The organism is Anaerostipes faecalis, from assembly GCF_018982945.1.
Lineage (GTDB): Bacteria > Bacillota > Clostridia > Lachnospirales > Lachnospiraceae > Anaerostipes > Anaerostipes faecalis.
Genome location: NZ_JABRXE010000002.1, coordinates 1 through 25,077 on the forward strand (window position 1 = coordinate 1; position 25,077 = coordinate 25,077).

Consider the following 25,077-nt stretch of genomic DNA (forward strand, 5'->3'; position numbering starts at 1 on the left):
ACCATGCGGTACCGTGGTCTTATGCGGTATTAGCAGTCATTTCTAACTGTTATCCCCCTGTATAAGGCAGGTTACCCACGCGTTACTCACCCGTCCGCCACTCAGTCACAAGAAACGTCATCCCGAAGGAATCTGTCTCAAGTGCTTCGTTCGACTTGCATGTGTTAAGCACGCCGCCAGCGTTCATCCTGAGCCAGGATCAAACTCTCATGTTATAGTTTGTATCCAAGTCCAAGAAGCACTAGCTTCTTTATCCTTGTCATTACTGTTCTGTTTAAGAACGTTCGTCTGGTTTTTTCAAAAACCATCCCAGAAAAAATTCATTAGAATTTTCAAGGTTGTCTTATTGTTCAGTTGTCAATGTTCTTTTCTGTCGTTTTTTTGCGACAGCTTTTATATTTTATCATCTCTCATTTCTTTTGTCAAGAACTTTTTTTATTTTTTTAGATGATTTTTTGTAACGTTCTGATTAATCACTGTCAGCAACTTTTACATCATATCAGTTTTATTTCATTCTGTCAAGAACTTTTTAAACTTTTTGATGTTGTTCTGATCAATCTCTGTCAGCAACTTTTACATCATACCAGTTTTATTCTTATTTGTCAATACTTTTTTATATTTAAATACAGAATATAAAATCCAATATTCATAATCGTTGGTGCTGTTTCATCAGCAACATTGAATATATTATCACTTCTTTTATATTATGTCAATATCTTTTTTTCATTTTTTTATTTCTTCTAAGGTTTTTTTTATTCTATTTAATTTTATCTATTTTCAATGTATAATATATGGAAAACATTTATGAAAGGAACTCTTTTATATGGAAAAGATAGCAAGTTTTACAATCAATCATTTATCATTATTACCAGGAGTGTATGTTTCTAGACAGGACTTCATTGGTTCTGAAGTTTTAACAACTTTTGATTTAAGAATGACTGCACCAAATCGAGAACCTGTAATGAATACAGCTGAAATGCATGCCATTGAGCATCTTGCTGCAACATTTCTTCGTAACCATTCTGACTGGAAAGAAAAAGTCGTTTATTTTGGTCCAATGGGTTGCCGAACAGGTTTTTATCTTATTATAGCCGATAATCTTACATCAAATGAAATTCTTCCTCTTATAATAAGTACATTTGAATTTATCCGCGACTTTGAAGGAGATATTCCTGGAGCTTCTGCCAGAGATTGCGGCAACTATCTTGATATGAATCTTCCAATGGCAAAATATCTGGCAAACAGATATCTGGAACAAGCACTCTACACTGCCGATGAAAATAATCTGAATTATCCCGCTTAAATATGTTCATAATATAAAAGTACCAATTATATAAGGAGGCTTTTATTTATGAAAACTCAAAATCAAGTTTATCAGAAAGTAGCTGAAGAATGTAGTGAATATTGTCCTTGTGGATGTGATCATTCTGTCAAAAACGTCAGCACTGGAGACGATACAAAATCAGCAAGCTGTTTAAACTGTAAGCATTTTTCAACTTCTGAAGAGCACTGTCGGTTAGATTTATACGACAAGATTGTTACAAATTTATAAGTTTTTTATTTTTTAAAGGAGCTTTTTAGGCTCCTTTTTTTATTTCTTAACGAAAAAATAACTTGCTTTTCAAAATAAAAGGACTATGATATTATATGAAATTTTAAAGGAGGATAACAACATGTCACTACAACAAATTTTAGCAATTGTGATTTTTCTTTTCACGATGGCCGCAATCATCACAGGTAAAATACATAACACTGTGGCTGCAATCACAGGTGCCGCTTTACTAGTTCTAACTCATGTTCTTTCTATTGAAGACTGTGTAGCAGCAGTAGATATTGAAACTATCTGCATTTTAGTCGGAATGATGTTGCTGGTAGCAGTAATTAAAAATTCCGGCATTTTTGAATACATAGCCATCAAGGCCGCAAAATTATCAAAAGGAAGGCCATGGCCTATTATGGTAACTTTCATTCTTATCACCGCTTTATTGTCTGGAATGCTGGATAACGTTACTACAGTATTGCTTGTCGGTCCAATGACCCTTGCTATTACAAACATCTTAAAAGTGGATCCGGTCCCGTATATCATCACTCAAATAATGGCATCAAATATCGGTGGAACTGCAACATTAATTGGTGACCCGCCAAATATTATGATTGGTAGTGCTGCCCATCTGAGTTTTCTTGACTTTATTTTGAACACCGGATTTGCTGTAATCTTTGTACTAATTATTTCTTTTTTATGTTTCTACTTTATATATGGAAAGAATCTTCTTGTTACAGACGAAGCAATAAAAAAAGTTATGTTATTGGATGAAACAAAAGCTATCAAAGACAAGAAATTAATGCATGAAAGTGTTATTATAATATTAATTGTAGCTTTATGCTTTATTTTCCATGACCAGCTGGGAATGCAGTCATGTACGATTGCTATCGCTGCAGCCTGTATCATGCTTTTGATTGGAAAACAGGAACCAGAAGAAATAATTGCCAGCGTAGAATGGCCAACAATTCTTTTCTTTATCGGACTTTTCATTGTTGTCGGAGGTCTTAAAAAAGTTGGCGTCATTACAATTCTTGCGAACGGCTTGATTTCCATCACCGGAGGAAATGTTATCATAACGATGCTGGTTGTCCTTTGGGTATCTGCTATCGTTTCTTCTTTCTTAGATAACATACCTTTTGTTGCAACACTGATACCGATGATTATCACAATGCAATCAAAAGGTATTGATGTAACTCCAATTTGGTGGGCATTATCCCTTGGTGCATGTTTAGGCGGAAACGGTACCTTAATCGGAGCATCTGCCAATGTAGTTTTATCTGGAATCAGCAAAAATCACGGATATCCAATTACTTTTGGACAATATTTTAAAATCGGATTTCCAATGATGCTTTTATCTGTTGCCATTTGCTCTGTTTTTCTGCTGATTCGTTTTGCATAAAGCCAAATTTATTTTGAAAGGGGATTATTTAAATGAATAAAAACACAATTACCGGTGATTATATCAACATCAATCTTCGTCAGCTTGGTGCCACATCCATTAAAGAATTCAACAGTATTATGCATATAGCGGAATTTGATCTGGGTGACGGACTGATTGTTTCTTATGTATTTAATATTACACGTCACAACAAATATTTTCTTCAACGAGTGCAGCCATATGCAATGATTCATGGAAAATTCGCCAGTGATCAGGAAATCATTGACTTTATAACAGAAGATTTAAAAAGATTTGAAAACGCTAAAAAGAGTCATAATTTCGATACTTTCCTTATTATCTCTCACTTAGGACATCATGTAACAGAAAATATTGAAAAGCTATTCCTGAATTATAATGTTGACCCTGATAAAATGGATAAAATCCAGGAAGAGATGGAAGATTCCCTGCGTCATATTATTTCTTTATATGATGAATCCACAAAACTGGATCTTCCTGATTAACTTGGATGAGTAACCTGTAGTATCTTTTGATCTTACAGATTTCATTATGATTACAGCTTGACAAAAAAATCAAATCGCTATATCATGAAACAATAAAACCGTCTCTTTAGTAGACGATTGTGGATTTTTAGTAATGTTTACTTTTCGCCACGCAGTTATCTATTGGATAATTGCGTGGTTTTTTTATTACATAGGAAATTCCTCATGATTGAGGGATACAGGGAGTTGATAGTGGACTTGTCCGCTTTATTTCATTAGAAAAGGTGTAGCAAAATGGAACAAACTTTTATGAAAACAAAACCAATTTTACCATTGATTTTATCAATGTCTCTACCAATGGTGCTGTCAATGATGGTAACTTCACTTTATAATATCGTTGACAGTTTCTTCGTAGCTCAGATCAATGAAAATGCTATGACTGCATTATCATTAATATTTCCAATTCAGAACTTTATAAACGCAATTACAATAGGTTTTTCTATTGGTATCAATTCCACTATTTCATACTTTTTGGGCGCTCAAAAAAATACAGCAGCTAATATTGCCGCAACACAAGGGTTGGTGCTTAATGCAATACACGGGACCATATTGACTATTGGGTGTATTACAATAACCCCTGTCTTTTTAAGAATGTTTACTACCGAAACACAAGTAATAGATTTAGGATTAAAATACTCTCAAATTGCATTTAGTTTTTCTATCATTATTGCATTATCAATGTCTTTCGAGAAAATTTTTCAATCTGTTGGAAAAATGCTCATTACAATGCTCAGTATGCTATGTGGATGTATAACAAATATTATTTTAGATCCAATTTTGATTTTTGGATTAGGACCATTTCCAGAAATGGGAATAGAGGGTGCGGCATATGCCACCGGAATTGGGCAAACACTTAGTCTTTTGATGTATATTTTGATTTATGCTATAAATCCAATTCATGTACATATAGCCCCAAAATATATTGTATTTTCAAAAACAATGTGTACAAAATTATATTCCATAGGTATTCCTGCAGTATTAAATTTAGCTTTGCCATCACTATTGATTTCTGCATTAAATATAATCCTTTCTGCCTATTCTCAAATGTATGTGGTCGTTTTAGGTGTTTACTATAAATTGCAGACATTCCTATATCTGCCTTCCAATGGAATAGTGCAAGGAATACGACCTTTAATCGGATTTAACTTTGGTGCCCGGGAACATAATCGTGTTAAGAACATTTATAAAATCAGCCTTATATTAACAGCTATAATTATGGTTTTTGGAACAGTTTTATGCTGGTCTGTCCCAACACAACTAATCAGTCTATTTTCTTCAAACGAAGAAACTATTTATGCCGGAAGTGTTGCCTTGCGTATTATCAGCATCGGATTCGTAGTTTCTTCAATATCAGTTATATCCTCAGGTGCATTAGAGGGATTAAGTATGGGGGGGTGCCTCGTTAATTATATCTTTGCTTCGATATACTGTTTTAACAATACCAACAGCATTTGTTTTAAGTAATATTTTTGGTGCTGTTGGAGTATGGCATGCTTTCTGGATCTCCGAATTGATTACAGCCATTATTGCATATTACATATATTTTAACAAAACTGCAGTATATAAAAACGCAAAAAAGAAAGCCCATAAGTGACGTATTTCCGCCATTTATGAGCTTTTTCTTTTATTTGATATCAACGACAATTTTCTTGTCACCTTTGTCAACCGAAGCCTTTACAACAGTGCGAATTGCTTTTGCAATTCTTCCCTGCTTACCAATAACCTTCCCCATGTCACCTTCGGCAACATGAAGTTCCAGAACAACAGAATCTGCTGTTTCTTTCTCTGTTACAACTACTTTGTCCGGCTGATCAACGAGGGCTTTTGCAATCACTTCTAATAAATGTTTCATGCGTTTGCCTCCTAACTATTTTTCGATCCCTGCAGCTTTCAGTAATTTAGCTACTGTTTCTGTTGGCTGAGCACCATTAGATAACCATTTTTTTGCTGCATCTTCATCAAATTTAATTACGCTAGGATCCTGATTTGGATCGTAAGTACCGATTTCTTCGATGAATTTTCCATCTCTAGGAGATCTTGAATCTGCAACAACAACTCTATAAAAAGGAGCCTTTTTCTGTCCCATTCTCTTTAATCTCATTTTTACTGCCATTTCTCTTTCACCTCCGTTAAAAATTTTATCATTTATAATTTATCTATAACGCCAAGCGTTATTATCAAGGTTTAAAAAGGTAATCGGAAACCACCTTTTCTACCACCTTTACCACCTAACAATCCAGACATCTGTTTCATCATCTGCTTCTGGTTCTGAACCTGTTTACATAAACGGTTAACTTCAGCAATAGGAACTCCAGCACCTGCTGCAATTCTTTTCTTTCTTGAAGCATTGATCAGCTTTGGATTTGCTCTTTCTTCCTTTGTCATAGAATAGATGATTGCGGCTGTTTTATCCATCATACCATCATCGATATCCAATCCCTGCAGTTTTCCACTCATACCAGGAATCATAGATAACATACTGGATAATCCACCCATTTTTTTCATCTGATCCATCTGATCAAGAAAATCATTAAAATCAAAAGAAGCTTTGCGCATCTTTTCCTGCATTTTCATTGCCTGTTCCTGATCAATTGCAGACTCTGCCTTCTCGATTAATGACAGAACATCTCCCATTCCGAGGATTCTGCTTGTCATACGGTCCGGATAGAATTTCTGAAGATCTTCCAGCTTTTCTCCCATACCAACATACAATATCGGTTTTCCTGTCACAGCACGAATGGATAACGCTGCTCCACCTCTGGTATCACCATCCAGTTTCGTAACAATAATACCATCGATTTCAACTTTATCGTTAAATTCTTTAGCAACATTTACTGCATCCTGTCCGGTCATAGCATCTACAACCAGGATACTCTGATGCACATCTACATTTTGTTTGATAGCAACCAGTTCAGACATCATATCCTCATCGATATGAAGACGACCTGCTGTATCCAGAATCACAATATTATTGCCATTCTTCTGAGCATGTTCAACAGATGCTTTTGCAATGTCTACAGGACTTTGTTTATCACCCATAGTAAACACAGGAACTCCAACTTTCTCACCATTTATCTGCAGCTGTTTAATAGCAGCAGGACGATATACGTCACAGGCAACCAGTAAAGGCCTTTTACCTTTCTTTTTATACTGTCCTGCAAGCTTTGCACAGGTTGTTGTTTTACCTGCTCCCTGCAGACCTGCCATAAGAATAATCGTAATTTCATTTCCCGGCTTAAGAGAAATCTCTGTCATGGTAGAACCCATTAGAGTTTCCATCTCTTCTTTTACAATTTTAATAACCATCTGTCCTGGATTCAATCCGTTCAGCACATCCTGCCCAACAGCTCTCTCCTGTACAGATTTGATAAAGGTCTTTACAACTTTGAAGTTAACATCGGCTTCCAGTAAAGCTCTTTTTACTTCCTTCATAGCCATCTTAACATCATCTTCTGTCAAACGGCCTTTGCTTCTTAAATTTTTAAATACACTCTGAAGTTTCTCAGATAAACTTTCAAATGCCATAGATACACCTCATCTATAAATCTTCCAAAATCTTATTGGAAACAAACTCAATCTGCCTGATATCTTCCTTCATCTGCTCCTTATCTTCGTCAAGAAGCCTTTTAGATAAAGAATGAATCTCCTTTACTTTGTCCTTAGTAGTTAAAAACTTCTGTACCAGATGCAGTCTTTCTTCATAATCTTCCAAAATCCTGTTACATCTGCGAATCATATCATAAGCCGCCTGTCTGGTAATCCCATAATCGGCTGCAATCTCACTAGGAGTCATATCATTTTCAACATGTTCTCCATAGACCTCTTTCTGATGTTCCGTCAGTAATTCACCATAAAAATCATATAATAAATTCTGTTCAACAATTCGCTCCATCTAATACTCCTGTAAAGCATTTTTCCTTTACCATGTGTTAGTTTACCCAATCATGCCGGCTTTGTCAAGTATTTTTACTTGCACAATCAATTTTTTACTTGAAAAACATTCAATTTTCTGTAAAATGAAGAAGAGTGACTCGATTATTATAGAAGAAACAGAAAGGTGATACTATGATACAGGCAAATAATGTAACACTGCGTTTAGGTAAGCGTGCTTTGTTTGAAGATGTAAATATTAAGTTTACCGAAGGAAACTGTTATGGACTGATTGGGGCCAATGGAGCTGGGAAGTCTACATTTTTAAAAATTCTCTCCGGAGAAATTGAACCTTCCAAAGGTGACGTATCCATTACTTCTGGACAACGTCTTTCCGTTTTAAAACAGGACCATTATCAATATGATGACCATCTGGTACTGGATACTGTTATGATGGGTAACCAGCGTCTATATGAAATTATGAAAGAAAAAGAAGCCCTCTATGCAAAAGAAGATTTCACTGACGAAGACGGAATCCGTGCCAGTGAATTAGAGGGTGAATTTGCAGACATGAACGGATGGGAAGCAGAATCAGATGCTGCAACCTTGTTAAACGGACTAGGAATTCCAAACGAACTCCATTATATGAAAATGGCCGACTTAAATGGTTCTCAAAAAGTCAAGGTTTTACTTGCCCAGGCTCTTTTTGGAAATCCTGATATTCTGCTTTTAGACGAACCTACCAACCATTTGGATCTAGATGCGATTTACTGGCTTGAGGAATTCCTGATCAACTTTGATAACACCGTTATCGTTGTTTCCCATGACCGTTATTTCTTAAATAAGGTATGTACACATATTGCAGATATTGATTATGCAAAAATTCAGTTATTCTCCGGAAACTACGATTTCTGGTATGAATCCAGCCAGCTTCTGACAAAACAAATGAAAGAAGCTAATAAGAAGAAAGAAGAAAAAATCAAAGAACTCCAGGACTTTATTGCAAGATTTAGTGCTAATGCATCCAAATCAAAGCAGGCAACTTCACGTAAAAAAGCTTTAGACAAAATTCAGCTTGATGAATTAAAACCTTCCAGCAGAAAATATCCATATATTAACTTTAAGCCAAATCGTGAAATCGGAAATGATGCATTACTGGTTGAAAATCTTTCCAAGACCATTGACGGAGTAAAAGTTCTTGATAATATTTCCTTCCTTATGAAACCAACAGATAAAATTGCTTTTGTTGGGCCAAATACACAGGCCACAACAACTTTATTTAAAATTCTTGCCGGGGAAATGGAACCAGACGAAGGAACATATAAGTGGGGAGTTACAACAACCCAGTCCTATTTCCCAAAAGACAATACCAAAGACTTCAGTGATGATTTATCTATTGTAGAATGGCTGACACAATATTCTGAAGACAAAGATGCAACTTTTGTCCGTGGCTTCTTAGGTCGTATGCTGTTTTCCGGCGAAGATGCACTGAAAAATGTAAAAGTTTTATCCGGTGGTGAAAAAGTTCGCTGCATGCTGTCTAAATTAATGATCAGTGGTGCCAATATTCTTCTTTTAGATGAACCAACCAATCATCTGGATATGGAATCAATTACCGCATTAAATGAAGCTTTGAAAGACTTCAGTGGAGCTTTATTATTCACATCTCAGGATCATCAGTTTGTTCAGACCACAGCAAACCGTATTATGGAAATTACCAGCAATGGTTTAATCGACAGAGAAGGTACTTATGATGAATATCTGGAAAATGATGCTGATGCAAGAAAACGTCAAATCGTAGAAATCAATGAAGAATAATCTCAAAATTAATTCTCATGGTATATCGCAAGATATATCATGAGTTTTTTTTTATCACAATTTACTCATTTTTTCTTCACAAAATATACACAGACTCTCATGTATTCTATATGAGAAACCAATAATATCATAATTCAATAAGGAGGACCTATGTATTTACTTAAAAACGCTTGGAAAAATGTCATACGCTCCAAGGGCAGAAATTTATTAATCGGTCTGATTGTTCTTATCATTTCAGTATCTGCCTGTATATCACTTTCTATCCGAGAAGCTGCAGAAAATGCAAAAAAAGATGGTTTGAAAAATACAGAAATTACCGGCCAAATTGCAGTAGACCGTCAATCATTAATGGAAGATATGAACCAATCTGGTGCTGATAGGTCAGAAATGAAAGAAAAAATGTCACAAATGCAAAGCTTATCTGTGAGTCAGTTGAAAAAATATGCTGAATCAGATGCTGTTAAGAACTTCTATTATACTATGACAACATCACTAAATGGCAACAATATCGATGAAGTTAGTACAGAAGAGACTTCTACAGATTCATCCACTGCTTCTTCCCAGTCTGGCCCTGGTGGAAATGATCGTAAAATGGAAAATCAGGGAGCCTTTTCTCTCATCGGATACAGCAGTGAAGATGCCATGACCAACTTTGTCAACGGCACCTGTAAAATCACAGATGGTTCTATTTTCACCGAAAATACCTCTGAAAATGTCTGCATTATCAGCGATGAGCTTGCCACTTATAATTCTCTGAAGGTCGGCAGTTCTATAAAATTAGAAAGCCCAACAGATGATTCTGCAACTATTACTTTAAAGATAGTTGGAATCTACCACAACAGCAGTTCCACTTCAGGAGAAAATGGTGTCATGAATCGCTTCAATGCCGGAGCCGATCCTGCCAACCAGATTTACACCAGTTATAAAGCTCTCAACTTTATGGTAAAAAATATTGATTCCATTATGACTCAGACAAGTGGAACTTATGTTTTTGCTGATCTTGATAGTTATGAAACTTTCCAGAAAGATGTAAAAAAAATGGGGCTTGATGACACTTATACTGTAACATCACAAGATGTAAACAACTATGAACAAAGTCTTATTCCGTTGGAAAACTTAAGTAAATTTGCATCCTACTTTTTCATAATTGTATTAATTATCGGTGCTGTAATTCTGGCAGTCATTAATATATTTAATATTCGTGAACGTAAATATGAAATTGGCGTACTGACCGCCATCGGCATGAAAAAGTGGAAAGTATGTACACAATTTGTTTCAGAATTATTCTTTGTTACTATCTTTTCTATGGTCATTGGACTGGGCATAGGAAGTGCTGCTTCTGTACCAATTTCCAACCAGTTACTGGCTTCCCAAATTGAAAATCAGCAGGAGCAGATAGAAAATCAGGAAAATAATTTTGGGCGAGGCAATACACAGCAATCATCTGACAAAACGTCAAACACTCAGGGAAAAGGCGGATTTATGAACCAAACGGTAAACTATGTTTCTGATATTTCTGCCACAGTTAATATGACTGTAATGATGCAACTGTTGGCTGTGGGAATCATACTTACAATCTTATCCAGTTTAACTGCTGTGATTTTTATTGTACGATATGAACCATTAAAGATTTTAACCAACCGAAGTTAGGAGGCTTGCATGAAAATTTTAACATTAAACGATATTTCCTATTCTTATGAAGGAAATACAAAAAAAGTTTTTGAACATTTATCTTACGAATTCAATGAAGGTAACATATATGCAATTGTCGGTCGTTCCGGAGCAGGTAAAACAACTCTGCTTTCTCTCTTATCCGGTTTGGAAACACCTACAGAAGGAACTATTCTTTTTAAGGAAAAAGACATTCGACAGATTGACCGATATCTCTACCGAAGTAAATATGTAGGAATTATCTTTCAAAGTTTTAATCTGCTTTCTCATTTAACTGCTTTGGAAAATGTTATTCTTTCTATGGATGTTTCTGGAATAAAATACCCTGATAAAAAAGCAAAAGCAATGGAACTTCTTGCCAAAGTAGGGTTAAATGAAGATGAAGCCAAGAGACGTGTCTTAAAATTATCCGGTGGACAGCAGCAAAGAGTCGCTATTGCCAGAGCACTTTCCTATGAACCAGAAGTAATCCTTGCCGATGAACCTACCGGTAATCTAGACCAGGAAACTGAAAACGAGATTATGAAAATTTTTAAAAACCTGGCATCTGAAGGAAAATGTATTATTATAGTAACCCATTCTCAGGAAGTAGCCCAACAGGCAGATGAAATAAAAGAATTAATATAAAATATAATAAAAAGCGGACAAGTCCGCTATCAACTCCCTGTATCCTTCAATCATGAGGGATTTGCTCCGCTTTGCATGCCGATGTGCAGCAGTTTTGACTGCTTTCCTTTGCACATCGTGCATATCTGCGCGGAGCGTTTTTTATTACATAGGAAATTTAAAAGAATTTCCTATGTAATAAAAAAAGCATTTGGTTCTTAAGCCAAATGCTTTACTTTTTATATATATTGAATATTTACTGTAACAGGAGAAAATACTCGGCTTACCATATTCAGAACACTTTTTACTACCGTTGTACAAGCATGTACAATATAGCGGATATCCTCCTGTACTGTATGCGCCAGCTTCATATAACAATTATGAATACTGGAAATATATGAAGACAACTCTTCAACTGAGTCATATGCTACTACATGATTTTTCACATCCTGTGCTTCTTCTGTAGCAAGAAATGCTTTTAATTCATGTTTTAAATCTCTTTCATAATAACAATGATCTTTTACATTTCCTTTATAGTGATCATTGTGAGGAAAAGTAAAATAATCGGCAATATAGTGAATAATCACACCAAGTTTTGCACAGTGACGCATATCCATACCGTTCTCCGGATTATAGTTGGAAACAAACTTTGATAACTGCTTCTCAATATCGCCATATGTGATACTAAATTTATGGGGTGTGGTTATAAAAGAAGGTCTGCAGTCCGGCCAGATACTTCCCACATAAAATGGAAATTTATAATCAAATACATCTCCCAGCTCCAATGAATCCATAATCTGTCCTGCTAACGAAATATGTGATTTCTTTCTCATATAAAAATATACTCCTTATAAAATATAAGCTGATTAATTATTGGTTCACACCCTACAAAACCGATTATATATAGTTTTCTGATTATATGCAAGAAAAAAATTTATTGTTTATATTTTTTTAATAATTGGAGAATGGAATTGGAAGAATATCCTTTTCTTGCAAAATATGTATAATTTTTCTGAAAATTCTCCATTGTTATAGGACCTTTCTGTCGAATTCTCTTTTGTATCTGCTCTTCTAACACACTTTCCTCATCATATTCATATTCATACTCATCCCACACCCGATCAATTAAATCTGAAGCTACTCCCTTTTTTACCAGTTCCTGTCGAATCTGTATACGACTTTTAGTCTGGGATCTATACTCCATAAACCGACGAACATACTCTTTATCATTGACATATCCATAGGATTCTGCATAAATAATTGCTTCTTCAGCTATAAATTCAGGAAATTCCAATCGAAGCAGTCGCTCCTTCAACTCTTTTCTGGTTCTGTCTTTATATTTTAGCAAAGATAAAACCTTTAATTTTGCACGATGCAGTAACATTCCATTCAATTCCTGAAAATCTTCCTGAAGAATCTCCTGCTGTTCTGTTACGCCCAATTTTCTAATTTCACTAAGATAAAGCAGGCAGTACCTTTCTTCATCAAAAAAGATTCTGACCTGCTTTTTTCCTACTTGTTCAAGTTTGGTTATAACCATTACTGTTCAGCCTTTTCTTCTGTTTCTGTTTGTGGTTCTTCTTCGATCAATCCATAATGCACCCGGATTCCATGTTCCACAACATCCGCAATCTCTGGATGCTCTTCCAGATACTTTTTAGCATTCTCACGTCCCTGACCAATTTTTTCACCATTATAGGCATACCATGCACCGCTTTTATGGATAATATCCGCACCGGCAGCAAGATCAAGTAAATCTCCGTATTTACTGATTCCCTTTCCAAACATAATATCAAACTCCGCCTGCTTAAATGGAGGTGCCACTTTATTCTTTACAACTTTAATTCTTGTGCGGTTTCCAATCATCTCTCCTGCCTGTTTCAATGTTTCTATTCTTCGAACATCCAGGCGAATGGAAGAATAGAATTTTAACGCACGTCCACCAGTTGTAGTCTCCGGATTACCAAACATAACTCCTACTTTCTCACGAAGCTGATTAATAAAAATAACCGTACAATTGGACTTACTTATAACACCGGTCAGCTTACGAAGCGCCTGAGACATCAGTCTTGCCTGCAGTCCCACATGGGAATCTCCCATATCTCCATCAATCTCGGCTTTTGGTACCAAAGCGGCAACAGAATCCACAATAATAATATCCACTGCACCGGAACGAACCATAGTTTCAGTAATCTCCAATCCCTGCTCACCTGTATCCGGCTGAGAAATATAAAGATTATCTATATCTACACCAATATTCTTTGCATATACAGGATCCAGAGCATGCTCAGCATCAATAAATCCTGCAATTCCGCCTCTCTTCTGTACCTCTGCCACCATATGAAGAGCAACTGTAGTCTTACCACTGGATTCAGGACCATATACTTCAATAATACGTCCCTTAGGAATTCCTCCAACACCAAGTGCAATATCTAGACTAATGGATCCGGTAGGTGTTACCTCAATGGTACGATCTGCCTGATATTCTCCAAGCTTCATAATAGATCCTTTGCCATAGTCTTTCTCAATTTTCACTAATGCGGCATCCAGGGCCTTCAATTTCTCGTCCTGTTTCATAATATGTTCTCCTTTATTTCAATATGATACTTATCTTCTATCTTCCCAATTTCTTATGGCATTTAGTATATCATAAAGGGGTAAAGAAAACAAGTGTTCGTGCGAATATTTGTTCGCTCTCTATTTTTCTTCTAACATTCCCAGACGCACCATTGTCATAGCACGGCTTACAGATACTTCTCTCACTTTTTGACGATTTCCTTTTAGCTGATATTTATTGACTTTCGTTTTCCCATTAATGCAAACACCTATATACACCAGTCCCGGTTTTTTCTCTGGTGTCTCTCCTCCAGGACCTGCCAGACCTGTAATTCCTACACCTACATTGGCACTGGCCTTTCGTGCCACTCCTTCCGCCATTTCCCTTGCTGTCTCTTCTGATACTGCTCCATAGTTCATTAATGTCTCTTCTTTAACACCAAGATATTTCATTTTCGCTTCGTTGGAATAAGTGATAAAACTTTCATTTACTACATTAGAAGCACCAGGAACATTGACCAAACGTGACATAAACATACCCGCTGTACAGGATTCTGCTGCCGAAATGGTATATCCTTTCTGATCCAGCATTTCCACCAGAACATCTTCCAAAGTCCTGTCCCCTTCTATTGTATAAATTTTATTTCCAAATCTGTTTCTAAGTTCCGCTACCATAGGTTTTACAAGTTCTTTTCCTTCTTCCATAGTATCTGCTTTCGCAGTTACTCTAAGATGAACTTCTCCCAGCTTTGCATATGGAGCAACAGTAGGATTACTCTGTTGTTCAATCAAATCCAGAATCTCTGTTTCTACAGCGCTTTCTCCCATACAGTCGATTTTAATTACTTTAGAATATAAAATCCCAGGCTGCATTTCCTGCAAAACAGGTTCTACCTGACGATGAAACATTGGAAGCAGTTCACTTGGAGGTCCCGGCAATAAAATCACTTTTTTACCGTCTGACGCATGAATTACCATTCCTGGTGCAGTTCCATTATCATTATATAAAACTGTACAATTTTCTGGTACCATAGCCTGCTTTAAATTATTTTCTGTCATTTTTCTCTTAGTAGATGTAAAATACTCCTTTAATCGCTTTAATGCTTCCTGATCTTCTATTAATTTCTGACCACAGACTTTTGCTGCAATTTCTTTGGTTAAATCATCCTTTGTCGGTCCTAATCCTCCTGATAAGATCAGTATATCTGATCTTTCCAGCCCCTGTTTTATAACAGATTCTAACCTTTCCGGGTTATCGCCTACTGTTGTTTCAAAAAAAACGCTTATGCCTAAAGCGGCTAAGCGTTCTGATAAGTAGGCAGCATTTGTATTTACGATGTTTCCCAGTAGGATTTCAGTTCCTACGCAAATAATTTCTGCTGTCATTTGATTTATTTCCCTTCTGCTAATACTTCTTTATTTTTTGCTAAATAGTCAATGAGAGAAATGATTGTTAATGCTACTGCAATAACAATTAAAATATTCTCAATCATAACTGCTGTTTTAGTTCCCAGATCAATAATAAGCATAATAATCATGAACATCTGGAAATTGGTCTTAAATTTCCCCCAATAGCTTGCTGCAATTACAACACCATTATCAGATGCCACCAGACGAAAACCACTGATGATAAATTCTCTTGCAATAATGATAATTGCCACCAATGAAGATAAACGATCCATACCAACCAGTGCGATCATTGCAGAGCAGACAAGAAGTTTATCTGCCAGAGGATCCATAAACTTCCCAAAATTTGATACAAGATTATATTTTCTTGCAATATAGCCATCAAGAAAATCTGTAAGACTTGCAATGATAAATATTGCTACAGCAATCCATTTTCCATTTTCCCCAGCCACATCTGTCATAAGAAAGACTAAAAAGACTGGTATCATAAGTACTCTTAATATTGTTAGCTTATTTGGTAAATTCATACTCTACTTCTCCTATTACATCATATTCTTTTCCCTGAGTAATTCTAACATATACAAAATCTCCTGTCATCAGTTCTTCTGGAGAATTTATAAAAACACATCCATCTACCTTTGGTGCATCCATGTAAGAACGTCCAACATATATATCATCATCATACAGATAACCCTCTACCATTACCCGGATGACTTTTCCAACCAGTTTTTGGGCATTTTCAAATGAGATCTCCTGCTGTAGCATCATAATCTCATCTCGTCTCTGTTCTTTTACTTCTTCGTCAATCTGATCTTCAAATTCAGCTGCCAGCGTATCTTCTTCAGGTGAGTAAGTAAAAACACCAAGGCGCTCAAATCTGCATTCTTCCACAAATTTCATCAGTCCATGATGATCTTCCTGGGTTTCTCCAGGAAAACCGGTAATCAATGTGGTTCTGATCGCAATATCCGGAATCTCTTTCCGAAGTTTTCCAATAACCTCTATCAGATCTTCTCTGGAAGTTCTTCTTCCCATTCGCTGCAAAATTCTATTCTCGCTATGCTGGATTGGCATGTCAATATAATGGCAAATCTTTTCTTCTGTTTTCATCACTTCTATCAGCTCATCTGTAATTTCTTCCGGATAGCAATACAATAATCGAATCCATTCAATGCCTTCAATTTCACATAATTTGCGAAGCAGGAGCGGAAGCTGCTTCTCTCCTGTCAGATCTTTACCATAAAGCGTTGTTTCCTGGGCAACCAGAACCAGTTCCTTCACACCATCTTCTGCAAGTCTACCCGCTTCTTCCAAAAGTTCTTTCATTGGAACACTTCGAAAATGACCTCTGATTTTGGGAATAATACAATAGCTGCATCTTTTGTCACAACCTTCAGCAATTTTTAAATATGCCATATGATTTCCTGTTGTGACAACTCTATCGGTATCTGAGTTATCTGGAAGATAGTCAATACTCTCATAATGCTCATATACTTTTCCTGCCAATGCATTATTGACTGCTTCTACAATGGAATCATAGCTTGTGGTACCAAGAACCGCATCAATCTCTGGAATTTCTTTCAGGATTTCATCTTTATAACGTTCAGCAAGACACCCAGCCACTACCAGAGCCTTTAAGTTCTGCTCTTTATATTGTGCCATTTCCAAAATGGTATTAATACTTTCTTCTTTCGCATCATGAATAAAACAGCACGTATTGATGACAATAACATCCGCCTGAGTCTCATCATCCGTAAGAGTATATCCGTTTTTGGTCAAAAGCCCCAGCATAACTTCACTATCAACCAGATTTTTGTCACATCCCAGTGAAATAAATAATATTTTCATCTTATTCTCCAAACAGTTTTTTAGACTCTACACAGTTTTTCATCAACATAGCAATAGTCATTGGACCAACTCCACCTGGTACTGGTGTAATTGCTGATGTTTTTGGCGCTACTTTTTCATAATCCACATCACCGCATAATTTATTATTTTCATTGCGATGAATTCCAACATCAATAACTACTGCGCCTTCCTTAACATAGGAATCATCAATAAACTTTGGCTTTCCGATTGCAACCACAAGAATATCTGCTCTCTTACATACCTCTTTTAAATCCTTTGTTCTGGAATGACAGACAGTTACTGTTCCATTTTCACGTAAAAGAAGCATTGCCATAGGTTTTCCAACAATATTACTTCTTCCAACAACAACACATTCTTTTCCTTCTATTTCCACTCCAGAACGTTTCAGTAACTGAATTACTCCTGCCGGCGTACATGGCAGAAATCCATCTTCTCCAATTACCATGTTTCCTACACTAACCGGATGGAATCCATCCACATCTTTCTTTGGATCAATAGCTAAAAGAATTTCATCTTCATCCATATGTGCTGGTAAAGGCAGCTGCACGAGAATCCCATTTATCTTAGGATCTTTATTGCATTTATCAACAATTGCAAGCAGTTCTTCCTGAGTTGTTTCCTCAGGAAGTTCGTAACTTACAGATTCAATCCCTGTATAAGCGCAGGCACGTTTTTTATTTCTTACATAAACACTGGAAGCAGGATCTGCCCCAACCTGTATAACAGCAAGAGCAATATCCTTTCCTTCTTTTTTTAATTCTGCTACTTCAGCTTTTACTTCATCTTTAATCTCAGCTGAAATCTTTTTTCCGTCAATTATCTGTGTCATCTTATTCCACCTTCTAAAATAATCCTGTAATTACACCATCTTCATTTACGTCAATTCCTTCTGCTGCTGGTTTCTTTGGAAGACCTGGCATTGTCATGATATCCCCTGTTAATGCAACCAGGAATCCTGCTCCTGCATTTACATAGATTTCACGAATTGTAATATCAAATCCTTCAGGACGACCCAGTTTCTTTGGATCATCAGACAGAGAATACTGATTCTTTGCCATACAGATTGGAAGATTTCCATATCCAAGTTCTGTTAAAGTTTTCTTCTGTCTTGCTGCTGCAGGTGCGTAAACAACACCATCTGCACCATATATTTTAGTCGCAATAGTTTCAATTTTTTCTTCAATTGTTGAATCATAATCATATAACTGATGATAATTGCTTTCTTTTGTATCCAATGTACGAAGAACCGCCTTTGCAAGATTAATTCCACCTTTTCCACCATCAGCCCATACCTGTGATAATGCAAAATCACAATCTCTTTCTTCACAGAAATTCTTAATAAAGTTTAATTCAGCTTCTGTATCTGTAACAAACTGATTCAGTGTTACAACAACCGGCACACCAAACTGCTTGAGATTTTCAATATGCTTTTCAAGATTTACAATACCTTTGCTCAAAGCATCAATGTTTTCTGTTGCCAGTTCATCCTTCGCAACTCCTCCGTTATATTTTAATGCACGTACTGTAGCTACCAGAACAACCGCATCCGGATGAAGTCCTGCCATTGGACATTTAATATCCAGGAATTTTTCTGCACCAAGATCTGCACCAAATCCAGCTTCTGTAATGGTAATATCTGATAATTTTAATGCAAGTTTTGTAGCCTGAACACTATTACATCCATGAGCAATATTAGCAAACGGTCCACCATGAACAAATGCAGGTGTATGTTCCAGTGTCTGAATCATATTTGGCTTTAAAGCATCTTTTAATAATGCTGCCATAGCACCTACTGCATTTAATTCTTTTGCTGTTACCGGTTTATTATCTCTAGTATAGGCAACAATGATTTTCCCTAAACGTTCTTTTAAATCTTCCATATCATTTGCAAGACAAAGAATTGCCATGATTTCAGAGGCAACTGTAATGATAAAATGGTCTTCTCGCACAACACCATCTACCTTACGTCCCAATCCTACAACTATATTTCGAAGAGCTCTGTCATTCATATCCAGGCATCTTTTCCATACAACATTACGTGTATCAATATCCAGCTGATTACCCTGCTGAATATGGTTATCGATCATTGCTGCCAGAAGATTATTGGCAGATGTAATTGCATGAAAATCTCCTGTAAAATGAAGATTCAGATCTTCCATTGGAACAACCTGTGCATATCCACCTCCGGCTGCTCCACCTTTAATTCCAAAACATGGTCCTAAAGATGGTTCACGCAATGCACAAATAGTTTTCTTTCCCAACTGGTTTAATGCCTGTGCAAGACCAACACTTGTTGTTGTTTTCCCTTCTCCTGCAGGAGTTGGATTAATAGCTGTTACAAGAACCAGTTTACCATCCTCGTTATTTTTTACTTCATCCATAAAACCTGAAGAGAATTTTGCTTTATATTTACCATACAATTCCAAATCATCCTCTTTGATTCCAATTGATGCTGCAACCTCTTTGATTGGTTTTAATTCTGCTTCCTGCGCAATTTGAATATCTGTTTTCATAATGTATCCTTTCTATAAATATTCTTCTTTGTATTGTTCAAATTCTTCTGCACTCATTAATACTTTTCGTGGTTTGGTACCCTCTTCCTCCCCTACAATTCCGGCCTCACACAGCTGATCCATCAATCTCGCCGCACGATTAAAACCGATTTTAAACACCCTTTGCAGACTGGCAATAGATGCTTTGTCTTTATCTATAATGAACATGGCTGCATCTTCAAAATACTCATCCCTTTCCTGGGATGAAGCTGCCTTAACAGTAGCTGTCTGTATCTTTTCCTGAACATCCGAACCATAATCATCATCAATATTTTGTTCCTTTAGGAATGAAACGACTCTTCCCACCTCTTCATCACTGATAAAAGCACCTTGTACTCGAATCGGTTTCTGATACCCAGATGGATAAAATAACATATCCCCTTTTCCAAGCAGTTTTTCTGCCCCGTTCATATCGATAATCGTTCTGGAATCTACTCCCGATGAAACGGAAAAAGCAATTCTTGAAGGAACATTTGCCTTGATCAATCCTGTAATAACATTTACTGATGGTCTCTGAGTTGCAATAATCAGATGAATTCCTGCCGCTCTGGCAAGCTGAGACAGACGAACAATTGCATCTTCTACTTCTCCAGGTGCTACCATCATCAAATCTGCAAGTTCATCTACGATAATAACAATCTGCGGAAGTTTCTTGAAATCTTCTCCTTCCATACCCTGCTTTGCCATCTCTTCTACTTTGTCATTATATCCTTTGAGATTCCTTACATTCACTTCTGCAAATTTTTTGTATCGGTCTCCCATCTCCATAACAGCCCAGTTCAATGCACTGGAAGCCTGTTTTGGATCTGTAACCACCGGAATAAGTAAGTGAGGAATTCCCTGATAAGCACTTAACTCTACAACCTTAGGATCAATCATAATTAATTTTACATCATCTGGACTGGATTTGTACAGTATACTCATAATCAAAGTATTAATACATACTGACTTTCCAGAACCTGTTGCTCCTGCGATTAGTAAATGCGGCATCTTTGCAATATCTGAAACAATGACCTGTCCGGCCAGATTTTTTCCTACTGCAAAGGAAATATTAGAACGTGCTCTTTTAAACTCATTATTTTCAATCAGCTCCCTAAACATAACAGTCTGATTGGTTTTATTAGGAACCTCGATTCCAATAGCCGCTTTCCCGGGAATCGGAGCTTCAATACGAATATCAGGAGCTGCAAGATTTAATTTTATATCATCTGCAAGACTTACGATTCTGCTTACTTTAACCCCCTGTTCCGGATGTAATTCAAAACGGGTTACAGATGGACCACAGCTAATATCTGTAATGGTTACATCAACACCAAAATCTGCCAATGTCTGCTGCAGCTTCATGGCTGTCTGTTTTAATTCCATCTGGTTATTTCCTTTAGAAATCTTCCCTTTATTCAGTAATGAAACCGGTGGAAACACATAGTTTCCCTGAACCTCTGGACGGGAAAGAACCTCAACTTCTTTCGGTTCTTCCTTTTTCATGTTTACAAAAGATTTTTTTGAGGATCTGATTTTGGGTTCTTCTACTGCAGAAATCTCTTCAGATAATAAATCATCTTCTGCTTGATCCCCTATTAAATCGAAATCAAAATCTGGGACTTCATTTTCCTTAGGTATCTCAGGTACTGGACTTGCATCTTCCGGCTTTGGTTTTCCAATCCGGAAATCCGGTAACTTTTTGTGTAAGATTTTTTGTGGCATATCGGATTTCTGTTTTTCCTCCGACCTATCCTTCTTCCTTTGATTTCTATTTTCTTTCCTTTTTTTATTTTTGGCAAAAGTCTTTCCACTGATTTTTTTTATAAAAGATAACAAAGATTTCTCTGTTATAAGAATTAATGAAATAGCAGAAACAAACAGGATGACAACAACTGCTCCGGCAATTCCAATCTCTTTATATAGTATTGAACAGATGAAACCTCCTACAGCTCCTCCACCGGTATGATGTCTGCTGCTATAAAAAAATGCTGCACTAACATTTTGCACCCGAACATCTAGAATCATCTGTAGTGCTGTAGCTATCATACATATTAATAAAATAGAAAAAAAAGTCTTTTTTATTGCAAGGCTGCTATAATCATTTGAAATCAGGAGCAATGACAAAAACAACCCGGCTACCGGAACAATATAATGTACTGTTCCAAAAAAGCCAAATAAAAATGTACTGATACTGTCTCCTATATATCCGCAAATACCAAAATTACTCAAAAATAAAAAAAGAAAAAGAGCAAAAACAATCAAAACAGCAATTTCTTTATAAAAGGGCTCGAAATCTTTCTGCTTCTTCCGACTTCTTCCAGATGTCTTTTTCTTTCTTCTTTTTGCTGCCATAGAAACTTTTACCTCTCTTATTTTCAATCCTCACAGAGCATATATTATGCTTTATGTTAATCCATTTTACAATTATTTATCAAAATACGCAAGTCATTACACCAGAAAACCATTTTCAAAAAGAAAGAAAGTATGTTAATTTCCGATTTTTCATCTTCAACTTACATACTTTCTTTTTTATCCTTCACTATTATACAAATTATTTTATAATTCGTCTTACACAGTTTACTGACCGATAATCAGCTGCGGATACATGAATACCTGTAGATTTACTTCCCGCATGAACCACCTGATTATTTCCTATGTAAATTCCCACATGTCCAACTCCGTTGATTGCATTATAACAGATCAAATCTCCTGCCTGCTTATTTGCCCAGCTAACGGGTGTCCCACAAGATCTCTGACTGATAGAACTATGTGGAAGACTATATCCATAATGTGCATACACTGCCATGGTAAATCCAGAACAGTCCGCTCCTTTCGTCAAGCTGGAAACTCCCCATACATATGGGTTTCCAACAAACTGCAACGCATATCTTGCTACAGAACTTCCGGTAATCGAAGCTGTGGAACTCACAGTACTTGGCACTTTACTGGAAAGATAACTTGTAGATATGTATCTATAAGATCCACTATATTTTATCTTTGTCCAACTGCCACTGGTTCCATAACAAGTTATTTTGCTTCCTCTTTTGTAAGAACCTACAATCGCTCCACTGTTTGATGCTTTCTTTCGAATATTCAACGAACTGGCCGTTACGTATCTTGTGTACGTTGAGGTTATACTTGTCGTAACTTTCGGTGCACTGCTGGACAGATAACGTGTAGATACATATCGATAAGATCCACTATATTTTACCTTTGTCCAACTGCCACTGGTTCCATAACAGGTTATTTTTGTTCCCTTTTTATAAGAACCTACAACTGCTCCACCGTTTGATGCTTTCTTTCGAATGTTCAATGAACTAGCTGTTACATATCTGCTGTAAGTTGTTGCAGCATCAACATGTTTAATTTCAAAACATGTTGCCAGCATAAGTCCACAGATTATACTCAGTAAAACAATTCTTAAAGATTTCTTATTCATAATATTTTTTTCGCGGCTTTCCTCCTTCCTGCAAATATTCAGTAAAATAATCTTTTACCTATATATATTATACCATATTGATTTTGTTTTTCAAATGTTTTTGTAATACTTCCGTAATATTTAATCCATGATGATCCATATTTGCAATATTCAATCATAGAAGAAAGATCTCCGAATAATTATTTTAAAAATCTCTTCCATACAAAAAGAAACTCCTGGAATTCCAGGAGTTTCAAGTAATCTCTAATTAAAGTTTAATCAATTTAGTATTTTGCTGTTTCTGGTGGAACAAAGGATTCTGCTTCATTGACAAATTTCTTAACCTGTACTCCAGCTTTAATAACTGGTATATTGGTTCCTGCTCCGGCAACACATCCTCCAGGACATCCCATACCTTCGATCAGATATCCGTTTTTCTTTCCGGCTTTTGCCTGAAGAAGCATCTTCTTACATTCAGCAAGTCCTTCAACATGATCGATCTTCACTTCTGTACCTGGATAATATTCGTTGATACAAGCTTCGATTGCTGTGGATACACCACTGGCAACTGCATATCCTCTACCTGCACCAAAAGCATCATTCATTTCTACTTCTTTATCGTAAGTATTGAAATCGATTTCTTTTGCTTCAAACATAGCTGCTAACTCTTCAAATGTAATAACAAAATCCACTTCACTGCGAACAGTTTTTCTAGATGCTTCCAGTTTCTTTGCTACACATGGACCTACAAATACGATTTTTGCATTCTGATTTGTCTGTCTTGCTGCTCTCGCTGTAGCAACCATTGGTGTCAAGGCATTGGAAATCTGATCAATTACTTCTGGGAAATATTTCTTTCCGAGCATAGACCATGATGGACAACAGGATGTCAGTAAAAACGGAACCTCTCCAGTTGCAACACTATGTGCATAATGTTCTGCTTCTTCAAGAGCTCCTGCATCCGCACCAACTGCAACTTCCCATACATCCGAAAATCCGATATCCAGCAATGCGGCTTTAATCTTATTTGGAGAAGCTTTCGGTCCAAACTGACCAACAAAAGCAGGTGCAAGAATAGCAATAACTTCACTTCCTTCATTCATCGCTTTAATCAGCTGATAAATCTGGGATTTATCTGCAATAGCTCCAAATGGACAGTTAACCATGCACATACCACAGGATACACATTTATCAGGATTGATTACCGCACGTCCTGCATAATCAGTTTCAATGGCACCAACACCACAGGCAACTTCACAAGGTCTTTTTCTTTCATGAATTGCACCATAAGGACAGACTTTTCTACACTGTCCACATTTGATACATTTATCCTGATCAATATAAGAATATCCATCTACAAAGCTGATTGCATTTTTAGGACAGACTTCCATACATGGATGTGCCATACATCCCTGACACTCACCACCGACAATAAATGCCTTATCTTTACATGCATTACATGCAGATGGAATTACCTGTAAAAGAGGTGGTTCATAATATTTTTCTGAAATATTACTTTCATCAATTCCTTTTGTAATTCTTGCCGGTTTATCTGCAGGTCTTAAAGACATCCCCATGGCAAGACGAATTCTTTCACCAACGATTGCTCTTTCACGATAAATACTATCACGATATGTGGCAACCTCTCCAGGGACAATTTCATATGGTAAATCTTCAATTAAGCTTAAATCTTTTTTTTCATAAGCAAATTTTGCAATTTCCTTAAATACTCGTTTACGAATGTCGCGAACAGGGGTTTCAATTCCTCTCATCTTATCCTCCTTCAAAATGTTTGTTAAATAAAAAACAATCCTCTTTTATTTTACACGATGAGAGAGAAAAATTAA

Annotated in this window: 22 protein-coding genes, 1 rRNA gene and 1 pseudogene; 8 read left to right on the forward strand and 16 right to left on the reverse strand. The window is 36.4% G+C overall.

Annotated elements, in window-relative coordinates; all coding sequences use genetic code 11:
* Positions 1-215, reverse strand: a 16S ribosomal RNA gene (locus KTB61_RS03010); the annotation flags it as partial.
* A gap of 608 nt (positions 216-823) precedes the next feature.
* On the opposite strand from KTB61_RS03010, the gene KTB61_RS03015 reads away from it, so the two are divergent.
* The 5 genes and pseudogenes from KTB61_RS03015 to KTB61_RS03035 all read left to right on the forward strand — a co-directional run bounded on the left by KTB61_RS03015 (position 824) and on the right by KTB61_RS03035 (position 5,075).
* Positions 824-1,303: an S-ribosylhomocysteine lyase gene (locus KTB61_RS03015; protein ID WP_075758352.1), complete on the forward strand. Its 480-nt coding sequence runs from the start codon at positions 824-826 to the stop codon at positions 1,301-1,303.
* 48 nt (positions 1,304-1,351) lie between these two features.
* A complete protein-coding gene (locus tag KTB61_RS03020; protein WP_216696768.1) occupies positions 1,352-1,552 on the forward strand; it encodes a hypothetical protein in 201 nt (66 codons plus the stop codon).
* Positions 1,553-1,673: 121 nt separating this feature from the next.
* The gene (locus KTB61_RS03025) at positions 1,674-2,942 is read left to right on the forward strand and encodes an ArsB/NhaD family transporter (protein ID WP_075758350.1); all 1,269 of its coding nucleotides are present in this window, start codon (positions 1,674-1,676) and stop codon (positions 2,940-2,942) included.
* A 32-nt stretch (positions 2,943-2,974) separates the two neighbouring features.
* Positions 2,975-3,442 (forward strand): hypothetical protein, encoded by a 468-nt coding sequence (locus KTB61_RS03030; RefSeq protein WP_075758349.1) that lies wholly within the window; start codon positions 2,975-2,977, stop codon positions 3,440-3,442.
* Positions 3,443-3,715: 273 nt separating this feature from the next.
* A pseudogene (locus KTB61_RS03035) lies at positions 3,716-5,075 on the forward strand (MATE family efflux transporter).
* Positions 5,076-5,105: 30 nt separating this feature from the next.
* Here KTB61_RS03035 and KTB61_RS03040 read toward each other — a convergent pair.
* From KTB61_RS03040 to ylxM, 4 genes are all read right to left on the reverse strand, one after another.
* Positions 5,106-5,333 (reverse strand): KH domain-containing protein, encoded by a 228-nt coding sequence (locus KTB61_RS03040; protein WP_075758347.1) that lies wholly within the window; start codon positions 5,331-5,333, stop codon positions 5,106-5,108.
* A 15-nt stretch (positions 5,334-5,348) separates the two neighbouring features.
* On the reverse strand, positions 5,349-5,594 hold the full coding sequence (rpsP, locus tag KTB61_RS03045; RefSeq protein ID WP_075758346.1) for a 30S ribosomal protein S16: 246 nt from the start codon (positions 5,592-5,594) through the stop codon (positions 5,349-5,351).
* Between the two features lie 71 nt (positions 5,595-5,665).
* Complete coding sequence (gene ffh, locus KTB61_RS03050; RefSeq protein ID WP_075758345.1) at positions 5,666-7,006, reverse strand: signal recognition particle protein; 1,341 nt, start codon at positions 7,004-7,006, stop codon at positions 5,666-5,668.
* Positions 7,007-7,019: 13 nt separating this feature from the next.
* Positions 7,020-7,373 (reverse strand): YlxM family DNA-binding protein, encoded by a 354-nt coding sequence (gene ylxM / locus KTB61_RS03055; RefSeq protein WP_075758344.1) that lies wholly within the window; start codon positions 7,371-7,373, stop codon positions 7,020-7,022.
* Between the two features lie 173 nt (positions 7,374-7,546).
* On the opposite strand from ylxM, the gene KTB61_RS03060 reads away from it, so the two are divergent.
* From KTB61_RS03060 to KTB61_RS03070, 3 genes are all read left to right on the forward strand, one after another.
* The gene (locus KTB61_RS03060) at positions 7,547-9,169 is read left to right on the forward strand and encodes an ABC-F family ATP-binding cassette domain-containing protein (RefSeq protein WP_075758343.1); all 1,623 of its coding nucleotides are present in this window, start codon (positions 7,547-7,549) and stop codon (positions 9,167-9,169) included.
* A gap of 150 nt (positions 9,170-9,319) precedes the next feature.
* Positions 9,320-10,819 (forward strand): ABC transporter permease, encoded by a 1,500-nt coding sequence (locus KTB61_RS03065; protein WP_075758342.1) that lies wholly within the window; start codon positions 9,320-9,322, stop codon positions 10,817-10,819.
* Positions 10,820-10,828: 9 nt separating this feature from the next.
* Positions 10,829-11,467 carry an ABC transporter ATP-binding protein gene (locus KTB61_RS03070; protein WP_075758341.1) on the forward strand — a complete coding sequence of 213 codons (639 nt, stop codon included), beginning with the start codon at positions 10,829-10,831 and terminating at the stop codon, positions 11,465-11,467.
* 218 nt (positions 11,468-11,685) lie between these two features.
* Here KTB61_RS03070 and KTB61_RS03075 read toward each other — a convergent pair whose 3' ends face one another.
* The 11 genes from KTB61_RS03075 to KTB61_RS03125 form a co-directional block, all read right to left on the reverse strand.
* Positions 11,686-12,279, reverse strand: coding sequence for a zinc dependent phospholipase C family protein (locus tag KTB61_RS03075; protein ID WP_216696769.1), 594 nt, complete (start codon positions 12,277-12,279; stop codon positions 11,686-11,688).
* Positions 12,280-12,380: 101 nt separating this feature from the next.
* The gene (locus KTB61_RS03080; RefSeq protein WP_216696770.1) at positions 12,381-12,986 is read right to left on the reverse strand and encodes a regulatory protein RecX; all 606 of its coding nucleotides are present in this window, start codon (positions 12,984-12,986) and stop codon (positions 12,381-12,383) included.
* Entirely contained in the window at positions 12,986-14,023 is a 1,038-nt protein-coding gene (gene recA, locus KTB61_RS03085) for a recombinase RecA (RefSeq protein WP_075760462.1), read from the reverse strand. Before recA ends, KTB61_RS03080 begins: the two co-directional genes overlap by 1 nt.
* 120 nt (positions 14,024-14,143) lie before the next feature.
* Positions 14,144-15,388, reverse strand: coding sequence for a competence/damage-inducible protein A (locus tag KTB61_RS03090; protein ID WP_075760461.1), 1,245 nt, complete (start codon positions 15,386-15,388; stop codon positions 14,144-14,146).
* Between the two features lie 5 nt (positions 15,389-15,393).
* The gene (gene pgsA, locus KTB61_RS03095) at positions 15,394-15,936 is read right to left on the reverse strand and encodes a CDP-diacylglycerol--glycerol-3-phosphate 3-phosphatidyltransferase (protein WP_075760460.1); all 543 of its coding nucleotides are present in this window, start codon (positions 15,934-15,936) and stop codon (positions 15,394-15,396) included.
* Complete coding sequence (gene rimO, locus KTB61_RS03100) at positions 15,920-17,257, reverse strand: 30S ribosomal protein S12 methylthiotransferase RimO (RefSeq protein WP_216696771.1); 1,338 nt, start codon at positions 17,255-17,257, stop codon at positions 15,920-15,922. The genes pgsA and rimO overlap by 17 nt, the downstream gene beginning before the upstream one ends.
* Before the next feature lies 1 nt (position 17,258).
* A complete protein-coding gene (folD, locus tag KTB61_RS03105) occupies positions 17,259-18,107 on the reverse strand; it encodes a bifunctional methylenetetrahydrofolate dehydrogenase/methenyltetrahydrofolate cyclohydrolase FolD (protein WP_075760458.1) in 849 nt (282 codons plus the stop codon).
* A 13-nt stretch (positions 18,108-18,120) separates the two neighbouring features.
* Complete coding sequence (locus KTB61_RS03110) at positions 18,121-19,791, reverse strand: formate--tetrahydrofolate ligase (protein ID WP_075760457.1); 1,671 nt, start codon at positions 19,789-19,791, stop codon at positions 18,121-18,123.
* A 12-nt stretch (positions 19,792-19,803) separates the two neighbouring features.
* Entirely contained in the window at positions 19,804-22,164 is a 2,361-nt protein-coding gene (locus KTB61_RS03115) for an FtsK/SpoIIIE family DNA translocase (RefSeq protein WP_075760456.1), read from the reverse strand.
* Positions 22,165-22,363: 199 nt separating this feature from the next.
* Entirely contained in the window at positions 22,364-23,251 is an 888-nt protein-coding gene (locus KTB61_RS03120) for a C40 family peptidase (RefSeq protein WP_216696772.1), read from the reverse strand.
* Positions 23,252-23,514: 263 nt separating this feature from the next.
* A complete protein-coding gene (locus KTB61_RS03125) occupies positions 23,515-25,002 on the reverse strand; it encodes a 4Fe-4S dicluster domain-containing protein (RefSeq protein ID WP_216696773.1) in 1,488 nt (495 codons plus the stop codon).
* Positions 25,003-25,077 lie beyond the last annotated feature (75 nt).